The organism is Mycobacterium sp., from assembly GCF_049683355.1.
Taxonomy (GTDB): Bacteria; Actinomycetota; Actinomycetes; order Mycobacteriales; family Mycobacteriaceae; genus Mycobacterium.
On record NZ_JBAUJB010000237.1, the window covers coordinates 1 to 9683 of the forward strand.

Sequence of the window (9683 nt, forward strand, 5' to 3'; positions counted from 1 at the left end):
GCGTCCAAGCACTCGGCGGAGCCAAAAACCACGCCGTGATCCTGCCCGACGCCGACCTCGACCTGGCCGCCGACGCCATGGTCAACGCCGGGTTCGGCTCGGCCGGGGAACGCTGCATGGCCATCTCGGCGTGTGTGGCGGTCGGGCCGATCGCCGACGACCTGGTCGCCAAAATCGCCGAACGCACCACACCACTCAAGATCGGTGACGGCGCCAAAGACTCCGACATGGGCCCACTGGTCACCCAAGCCCACCGCGACAAAGTCGCGGGCTACATCGACGCCGGCGAAGCCGACGGCGCCAAGATCGTCGTCGACGGCCGCACCGTCACCCCCAACGGTGGCGCTGACGGTTTCTGGCTCGGCCCCACCCTCATCGACCACGTCACCCCCGACATGAGCGTCTACACCGACGAAATCTTCGGACCCGTGCTCTCGGTCGTGCGCGTGGACACCTACGACCAGGCACTGGAACTGATCAACACCAACCCCTACGGCAACGGCACCGCCATCTTCACCAACGACGGCGGCGCCGCCCGCCGCTTCCAAAACGAAGTCCAGGTCGGCATGATCGGCATCAACGTCCCCATCCCCGTACCCATGGCCTACTACAGCTTCGGCGGCTGGAAAGCCTCCCTGTTCGGCGACTCCCACGCCCACGGCACCGACGGCGTCAACTTCTTCATCCGCCAAAAAGCCATCACCCAACGCTGGCTCGACCCCAGCCACGGCGGCATCGAACTCGGCTTCCCCCAAAACCAGTAACCCGTCTCCGCGGGCGCGCGTGTCGGTACGCGACACGCCGCTCGCGGGTGGCATTTTCGTCACGCTCGCGAGGGACGCCAACCATGACCGACACCAAATTGGTGGCAACCGCGTGGACCAGTGCCGGCGACACGTCACCGGTGCACGTCCCCGCCACCAGTCCGGTCCCGATCACCGAACGCGTCGGCGCAGTCGCAGCCGCGGGCTACTGCGGCCTCGGTCTGATCGCCGACGATCTTGCCGTCGTACGCGACTCCATCGGCTTCGCAGGCCTGCGGGATCTGCTCGCCGATCACGGGCTCCACCACATCGAGATCGAACTGCTCGAGCGGTGGTGGGTCCCCCGCGACGCCTCCTGGTCCCGGTGGAGAGAGCGCCGACGCCCTGGTGCGGGTGGAACTGCCGGGCGGACGCGCGGAGTCACAGGTACTCACGGGCACCTTCCCCACGACGCCTCCCAAGCCGCCAACGGAACCGTGTTGGTCGCCAACGAACTCGGCGGAACCGTCAGCGCGGTGCGTGGTGACGACATCGTGAAGGTGTTCACCGACAGCGTGCAGCCGGCCGGGCTGGCCTCGGTGGGCAACGCGATGGGACTGATCGACGTCCGCAAGAACGACCTGACGATCTACGACAGCGACGCCTTGACCATCGTCGGGGTGGCACCGGCCGGCGAGGGTCCGACGCACCTCGTCGCTGACAGACACGGCCGGATGATCGCCACCGACACTCGCGGCGACGCCATCAGAGTCTTCGATACCCAGCCGCGTCAAATCGCCGAAATTGCTCAGGCTGGAGGGCCTTACGGCATCACCTATGACCCCACCCGGGACCGGTTGTGGGTGGCGTCCTCCGGCACCAACGAGGTGATCGGGTACGACATGGCCGATCCGACACCACGCGAGTTCCAGTGGATCCCGACCGTGCAGAACCCCTACACCGTGGGTGTGGACGCGACGACGGGTCGGCTGTTCATCGCCGGCGTGACCGCCGGCGTGGTGCAGATCGTCGACCCCGGCTGACCCGAAACGTCACCGTCGCCGAGCGCGAGCGCGCGCATTTGCACACGACACACCGACTGCCGATGTGCAAACACGCACGCTCGCGGGGAAAAGCGGTCAGAGGATGTAGAGCATTTCCTGGTAGGTCGGCAGCGACCACAGGTCGTCGGCGACAACACCTTCCAGCGTGTCGGCTGCCTCACGCACCGCATCCATCAGCGGCAGCAGGCCCTGCGCATGAGCGGCCTCCTCGCCCGCCGAGTCGCCACCGTGCACACCCATCGCCGTCTTGAGCGCGCTCAGTGCGCTCGTCAGCTCAGCGATCGGCGCAGAGACCGCCGACAGCAGCGTCATGTCCGGCTCCAGGCCGGCCGCCTTCAACGTCGCCACGTTCTGCGCCAGCTCGGTCTGGTAGCGGATCGCCGCAGGCAGGACCACCGTCGATCCCACCTCCAGGGTCAGCTTCGCCTCGACGGCCACGGTCAGCGCGTACATCTCGTACCGGACCTCGACCCGGCTCTGCAGCTCGCGTGCGCTGAACACGCCGTACTTCTCGAACACCTCGACCGCCTCGGGCTTCACCAGCTCCGGAATGCAGTCGATGGTGGTCTTGAGGTTAGGCAGGCCGCGTTCGGCTGCTTCGATCTGCCAGTTCTCCGAGTAACCGTCGCCGTTGAACACCACGGCACCGTGCTCGGTGATGATCTCGGTGAGCAGCTTCTGCACCAACATGTCGAAGTCCTCGGCTGATTCGGCGGCACTCTCCAGCCAGGTTGCCATGTAGTCCAGCGAGTCGGCCATGATCGTGTTCAGGATGATCATCGGCACGTTGATGGTCTGCCCGGAGCCCGGCGCGCGGAACTCGAAGCGGTTGCCGGTGAACGCGAACGGGCTGGTGCGGTTGCGGTCGCCCGGGTCGGTCGGCAGCTCCGGAAGGGTGTCGACACCGATGATCATGCTGCCCTTGCCTTTGGACGACGTCGCAGCACCCTTGGCGATCTGCTCGAACACGTCGGCGAGCTGGTCGCCGAGGAAGATCGAGATGATGGCCGGCGGAGCCTCGTTGGCGCCGAGGCGGTGGTCGTTGGTGGCCGAGGCCACCGACACCCGCAGCAGACCGGAGAACTTGTGCACGGCGCGGATCACCGCGGCGCAGAACACCAGGAACTGGGCGTTCTCGTGCGGAGTGTCACCCGGCACCAACAGGCTGCCGAACTGCGCGTTGCCGAGCGAGAAGTTGACATGCTTGCCCGATCCGTTCACGCCGGCGAACGGCTTCTCGTGGAACAGGCATTCCATGCCGTGTTTCTTGGCGATGGTCTTGAACGTGGTCATCAACAGCTGCTGATGGTCTGCGGCGATGTTGGCACGCTCGAACATCGGGGCGATCTCGAACTGCCCGGGAGCGACCTCGTTGTGCCGGGTCTTGGCTGGGATGCCGAGCTTGAAGAGCTCACGCTCGGTGTCCATCATGAAGGCCAGCACCCGGTCGGGGATGGCACCGAAGTAGTGGTCGTCGAACTCCTGGCCCTTGGGCGGCTTGCAGCCGAACAGGGTGCGGCCGGCGTTGATCAGGTCCGGACGCGCCAGGAAGAAGTGCCGGTCGACCAGGAAGTACTCCTGCTCGGGACCGCAGAACGACACGATGTTGTCAAAATCTTTGTGCCCGAACAACTTCAGGATGCGCTCCGCCTGAGCACCCATGGCCTGCTGGCTGCGCAGCAACGGGGTCTTGTAGTCCAGGGCCTCACCGGTCATCGACACGAAGACCGTCGGGATGCACAGCGTGTTGCCGTTCGGGTTCTCCAGGATGTACGCCGGGCTGGTGACATCCCAGCCGGTGTAACCGCGGGCCTCGAAGGTGCTACGCAGGCCGCCGGAGGGGAAACTGGAGGCATCGGGCTCACCCTGGATCAGGGTCTTGCCGGCGAATTCGGCGAGCGTGGTGCCGTCGCCCACCGGATCGAGGAAGCTGTCGTGCTTCTCAGCGGTCAGCCCGGTCATCGGGTAGAAGACGTGCGCGTAGTGGGTGGCCCCCTTCGACAGCGCCCAGTCCTTCATCACGGAGGCGACCGAGTCGGCGATCGCCGGGTCCAGCTTGGCGCCCTTCTCCATCGTCGCGACCATGGACTTGAAGACCGACTTGGGCAGCCGCAACCGCATCTCGGCCAGCGTGAAGACGTTGGCACCGAAGATCTCGCCGGGGGCCTCTCCGGGATCGAAACTGATGGGGGGAGGCACATACGCCTCGACGCTGTTGATCGCCTGCAGGCGTACCGCATTTCCGCTCAATGGACTTCCTATCACCGCTGGTGTCCGCAAGTGGCTTGACGGACAGTTGACCGGCCCACACAGTAGGGAGGGCGCGTTCCGGGATTGTTACGTCAGCGTCAACGGGGTGATTCGGTCGTTGCGGTCGCCGCCGTGCCTGCTTCCGGCTTGCGGCCGCGGAGCCGGCGACGGCAGCGCCTACGCTGGTTTCATGGGTCTACGGCTGCGCAGGGGGCGGGGGGTCACCCGTGACATCGAGGCGGACTACGACGAGCGCACGACGGTGGTCACCGGCAGGGAGCAGGAGGCGGCCGGGGTCAAGGCCGTGCTGGTGTCACTGCAGCGCGGGCTCGAGTCCATGGGCCCGCTGCGTACGGCGCTGTCGCTGGTCCGACTGAACCAGCGCAAGGGCTTCGACTGCCCGGGCTGTGCGTGGCCGGAGGAACCCGGCGGCCGCAAGTTCGCCGAGTTCTGCGAAAACGGGGCCAAGGCGGTCGCCGAGGAGGCCACAAAACGTGTCGTCACCCCCGAGTTCTTCGCTCGGCACTCGATCGCCGACCTGGAAGGCCGCCCGGAGTACTGGCTGAGCCAGCAGGGCAGGCTCACCCACCCGATGGTGCTGCGCCCCGGTGACGACCACTATCGGGAGATCGACTGGCCCGAGGCGTTCCGGTTGATCGCCGACGAGCTGCGCGCGCTGGACGATCCGAACGAGGCGGTGTTCTACACCTCCGGTCGCACCAGCAACGAGGCGGCATTTCTCTACCAGCTGCTGGTGCGCAGCTTCGGCACGAACAACCTGCCGGACTGTTCGAACATGTGCCACGAGTCCTCGGGAGCCTCGCTGGTCGAGTCGATCGGCATCGGCAAGGGGTCGGTGACCGTGGAGGACGTGGCGGGCGCGGACCTCATCGTGATCGCCGGGCAGAACCCGGGCACCAACCATCCGCGGATGCTCTCGGTGCTGGAGAAGGCGAAAGCCAACGGCGCGAAGATCATCGCGGTCAACCCGCTGCCCGAGGCCGGCCTGATCCGGTTCAAGGACCCGCAGAAAGTCCACGGCGTGGTCGGCCACGGCGTCGCGATCGCCGACGAGTTCGTCCAGATCCGCCTGGGCGGCGACATGGCGTTGTTCGCCGGGGTGGCCCGCCTGCTGTTGGAAGCCGATGACCGCAGCCCGGGCAGCATCGTCGACCGCGACTTCATCAACACCTACTGCGCCGGCTTCGACGAGTACGAAGCGCAGGCGCGGGCGGTGGACCTCGACACCGTGCTGCAGGCCACCGGCATCTCGCGGACCCAGCTGGAACGGGTGGCCGCGATGTTCGCCGCATCAGAGCGCACCGTGGCGTGCTGGGCGATGGGCCTGACCCAGCACCGGCACGCGGTACCGATGATCTCCGAGATCAGCAACGTGCTGCTGATGCGCGGCATGATCGGCAAACCCGGAGCGGGCCTGTGCCCGGTGCGCGGACATTCGAACGTGCAGGGCGACCGCACGATGGGCATCTGGGAGAAGATGCCCGAGACGTTCCTGGCCGCATTGGACGCCCACTTCGGGATCACCTGCCCACGCGAGCACGGTGTGGACACCGTCGACGCGATCCGGGCCATGCGCGACGGCCGGGCCAAGGTCTTCATGGGCATGGGGGGCAACTTCGCGCTCGCGACGCCGGACACCGCCGTCACCGAGGCGGCACTGCGGGCCTGCACACTGACCGTGCAGGTGTCCACGAAGCTGAACCGCAGCCACGTCGTGCACGGACGGACGGCGCTGATCCTGCCGTCGCTCGGCCGTACCGACCGGGATGTGCAGAACGGCGTGAAACAACAGGTTTCAGTTGAGGATTCGATGTCGATGGTGCATCTGTCCCGCGGTAGCCTGCACCCGCCAGGAGAGCAGCTGCGCAGCGAGGTGGCGATCGTCTGCCAGCTCGCGCGTGAACTGCTCGGGCCCGGACATCCGGTGCCGTGGGAGCGGTTCAACAACGACTACGACGCCATCCGCGACGCCATCGCCGCCGTGGTCCCGGGCTGCGGCGACTACAACGCCAAGGTGCGGGCGCCCGACGGCTTCCAGCTGCCCCACGGCCCCCGCGATTCGCGCGAATTCCCCACCAGCACAGGGAAAGCCAACTTTGCGGTGAACCCGCTGGAGTGGGTGCCGGTCCCCCCTGGCCGGTTGGTCCTGCAGACCCTACGCAGTCACGACCAGTACAACACCACGATCTACGGCCTGTCCGACCGCTACCGCGGCGTGGAGGGCGGGCGTCGGGTGGTGTTCGTCAACCCGGCCGACATCGCCTCGTTCGGGCTCGCCGACGGCGACCGGGTGGACCTGGTGTCGGAGTTCACCGCTGGCGGCGAGTTGCAGGAGCGTCGCGCCAAGGACTTCCGGGTGGTGCCGTATTCGACGCCGGTCGGAAACGCCGCGGCCTACTACCCGGAGACGAACTCGCTGGTCGCCCTGGACCACGTCGCCGCCAGGTCGAACACCCCGGTGTCGAAAGCCGTCGTGATCCGACTCGAAAAGGCTAGCGCTCCAGCTGATCTGGTGAGCGGGTCATCATGGGGCGAGTGACGGCGCGCCGGCGGGTGCGGCACGTGACGGCCGACAACGCCGTGGCCCGGCCGGAGACGCTGGTGGTCGAGGAGCCGTTGGAGATTCGGGTCAACGGTGTGCCGCTGACCGTGACGATGCGTACCCCCGGCTCCGATGTCGAGCTGGCGCAGGGGTTTCTGCTCACCGAGGGCGTCGTGTCCCGGCGCGAGGACATCCTGTCGGTGCAGTACTGCCGCGGCGTAAACGACGAGGGGATGAACTCCTACAACGTGCTCGACGTGACGCTGGCGCCGGACGTGCCCGCACCGGACGTCGACCCCACCCGCAACTTCTACACGACGTCGTCGTGCGGCGTGTGCGGGAAAGCGTCGCTGGAGGCGGTGCGCCTGATCAGCAAGCACGGCCCCGGCGACGACCCGTCGACGGTGCGCACCGACACGTTGTCCGCGTTGCCCGGCAAGCTTCGGGACGCGCAGAAGGTGTTCGCTGCGACGGGAGGTCTGCACGGTGCGGCGCTGTTCGCCACCGACGGCACCCCTCTGGTGGTGCGCGAGGACATCGGCAGGCACAACGCCGTCGACAAGGTCATCGGCTGGGCGCTGGAACAGCGCCGGGTGCCGCTGAGCGGCACCGTGCTGCTGGTCAGCGGGCGGGCGTCGTTCGAGCTCACCCAGAAGGCGGTGATGGCCGGCATCCCGATGCTGGCCGCGGTGTCCGCGCCGTCCTCGCTGGCCGTCGACCTCGCCAGCCAGTCGGGTCTCACGCTGGTGGCCTTCCTGCGGGGTGACTCGATGAACATCTACACCAGGCCCGACCGCGTGACGAGCTGAGCCGAAAATAGGCCCCTGCCTGCGTTCTCCATGCGTTCTCCAGACAACCTCCATGCACCGGCAGCCGCTGATGCCCGAGCATCAAAGGTATGCCGGAGATCCTGATCGCCACGCTGCCGTCGGCCGGCCACGCCGATCCCCTGCTCACCGTCGCCGCGGATCTCATGGGCCGCGGGAACAGTGTCACCGTGTTGACCGCCGCAGCACACCCAGGTCACCAGACGGAGGAGCTGCGCAGCGCGCTCGACGAACGGCACCCTGACGCCGTCATCGTCGACCACGGAGTCACCGGCATCATTCCGCTGCTCGGCGCCGGCCTGCCGCCGGTGCTGTGCTACATGCCCGCCCCGGTCATGCCGGCGTCGCTGCGCGATGTCGGAGCGCTCGTCGACCGGTTGATCGTCCCGACGGTGCCGAGCTTCGAGTACCCGCACAGCGATCTGCCTGCCGCAGTGCGATTCGTCGGGGTGGTGCGGCCGCGCCCGCCGGACGGTTTCGTGCCCCCGGCGTGGTGGGGCGGACTCGACGGCGCCCGTCCCGTCGTGCACGTCACCCTTGGCACCTCCGAGACGGGTGACCTGTCGCAGCTCGTCGAACCCACCGTCACAGCGCTCGCAGACAGCGACGTGTCGGTGGTCGTCAGCACCGGCGGCCGGGACGTCGGCGCGCTCGGCGCCCCGGTACCGGCCAATGCGGTCGTCGCCGACCATCTCCCGCACGAGCTGCTGCTACCGAAGGTCGACGTCCTGGTGACCGACGGCGACTACACAACGGTGCAGCTTGCGTTGGCGGCGGGGGTGCCCATCGTCGTCGCGGGCAGGACCGGGTACCGGGCCGAGGTCGCCGCGCGGGTGGCGCGCTCGGGGGCCGGGATCAACCTGCAGACGGGCGCACCGTCACCGACGGCGGTCGCCGCGGCCGTCCACCGCGTCCGCGGCGAGGCCGGGTTCCTGCGCAACGCGCGAACGATGGAGGCGGCGTTCGCCAGACGCGACGGGGTCGCGGAGATCGCGGCTCTGGTCGACGAGGTCGTCGGCGGCCGCGCGCGGCCGTACGTGAACTAGGCGCTCTTCTCGCGCCGCTCGTTACGCGGTGGCTTGCGCGGCACGATGGTCGGCAGCACGTTGTCTTCGACCGTCTCCTTGGTGACGACGACCTTGGCGACGTCGTCGCGGCTGGGGATGTCGTACATCACCGGCAGCAGGACTTCCTCCATGATCGCGCGCAAGCCGCGGGCACCAGTGCCGCGATGGATCGCCTGATCGGCGATCGCCTCGAGCGCGTCCTCGTTGAACTCCAGCTCCACGCCGTCCATGTCGAAGAGCCGGGTGTACTGCTTGACCAACGCGTTCTTGGGCTCCGACAGAATCTTGACGAGCGATTCCTTGTCCAGGTTGGTCACCGACGCCACCACGGGAAGCCGGCCGATGAACTCGGGGATGAGCCCGAACTTGATCAGGTCTTCGGGCATGACCTCAGCGAAGTGGTCCTGGGTGTCGATCTCGGCCTTGGAGTGCACCTCGGCGCCGAAGCCCAGACCGCGCTTGCCGACGCGGTCGGAGACGATCTTCTCCAGCCCGGCGAATGCACCCGCCACGATGAACAGCACGTTGGTGGTGTCGATCTGGATGAACTCCTGGTGGGGGTGCTTGCGGCCGCCCTGCGGAGGAACCGAGGCCTGTGTGCCTTCGAGGATCTTCAGCAGTGCCTGCTGCACGCCCTCGCCGGAGACGTCGCGGGTGATCGACGGGTTCTCGCTCTTGCGGGCGATCTTGTCGACCTCGTCGATGTAGATGATGCCGGTCTCGGCGCGCTTGACGTCGTAATCGGCGGCCTGGATCAGCTTCAGCAGAATGTTCTCGACATCCTCGCCGACGTAGCCGGCTTCGGTGAGCGCCGTCGCATCCGCGATGGCGAACGGCACGTTGAGCATCTTGGCCAGCGTCTGCGCCAGGTAGGTCTTGCCGCAGCCAGTGGGGCCGAGCATCAGGATGTTGGACTTGGAAAGCTCCACCGGCTCGGCGCGGGAATCCCGCATCTTCTCACCGGCCTGGATGCGCTTGTAGTGGTTGTAGACGGCCACGGCCAGCGTCCGCTTGGCGGTGTCCTGGCCGATCACGTAGCCCTCGAGGAAGTCGCGGATCTCGACGGGCTTGGGGAGCTCGTCGAGCTTGACGTCGTCAGCGTCGGCGAGTTCCTCCTCGATGATCTCGTTGCACAGATCGATGCACTCATCGCAGATGTAGACGCCCGG

The 9683-nt window shown here is 67.3% G+C and carries 7 protein-coding genes; 5 read left to right on the forward strand and 2 right to left on the reverse strand.

All coding sequences use genetic code 11. The features are described 5' to 3' along the window. A partial coding sequence (locus WA944_RS14275; RefSeq protein ID WP_526647058.1) for an aldehyde dehydrogenase family protein occupies positions 1-764 on the forward strand: 764 nt, incomplete at its 5' end. Between the two features lie 83 nt (positions 765-847). Continuing rightward, a complete protein-coding gene (locus WA944_RS14280) occupies positions 848-1786 on the forward strand; it encodes an NHL repeat-containing protein (protein WP_526647059.1) in 939 nt (312 codons plus the stop codon). Between the two features lie 96 nt (positions 1787-1882). Here the strand turns inward: WA944_RS14280 and WA944_RS14285 are convergent, their stop codons facing one another. After that, complete coding sequence (locus WA944_RS14285; protein WP_526608110.1) at positions 1883-4057, reverse strand: glutamine synthetase III family protein; 2175 nt, start codon at positions 4055-4057, stop codon at positions 1883-1885. A gap of 190 nt (positions 4058-4247) precedes the next feature. Between WA944_RS14285 and WA944_RS14290 the strand changes: the two genes are divergently transcribed. The 3 genes from WA944_RS14290 (at position 4248) to WA944_RS14300 (ending at position 8493) form a co-directional block, all read left to right on the forward strand. Continuing rightward, positions 4248-6617: an FdhF/YdeP family oxidoreductase gene (locus tag WA944_RS14290; protein WP_526608113.1), complete on the forward strand. Its 2370-nt coding sequence runs from the start codon at positions 4248-4250 to the stop codon at positions 6615-6617. Further along, positions 6605-7429 (forward strand): formate dehydrogenase accessory sulfurtransferase FdhD, encoded by an 825-nt coding sequence (gene fdhD / locus WA944_RS14295; RefSeq protein WP_526608116.1) that lies wholly within the window; start codon positions 6605-6607, stop codon positions 7427-7429. Before WA944_RS14290 ends, fdhD begins: the two co-directional genes overlap by 13 nt. An 89-nt stretch (positions 7430-7518) precedes the next feature. After that, positions 7519-8493, forward strand: a complete 975-nt coding sequence (locus WA944_RS14300) for a glycosyltransferase (protein ID WP_526647060.1) — start codon at positions 7519-7521, stop codon at positions 8491-8493. Here WA944_RS14300 and clpX read toward each other — a convergent pair. After that, the coding region (gene clpX, locus WA944_RS14305; RefSeq protein ID WP_526647061.1) for an ATP-dependent Clp protease ATP-binding subunit ClpX at positions 8490-9683 on the reverse strand (1194 nt) is incomplete at its 5' end. The genes WA944_RS14300 and clpX overlap by 4 nt on opposite strands.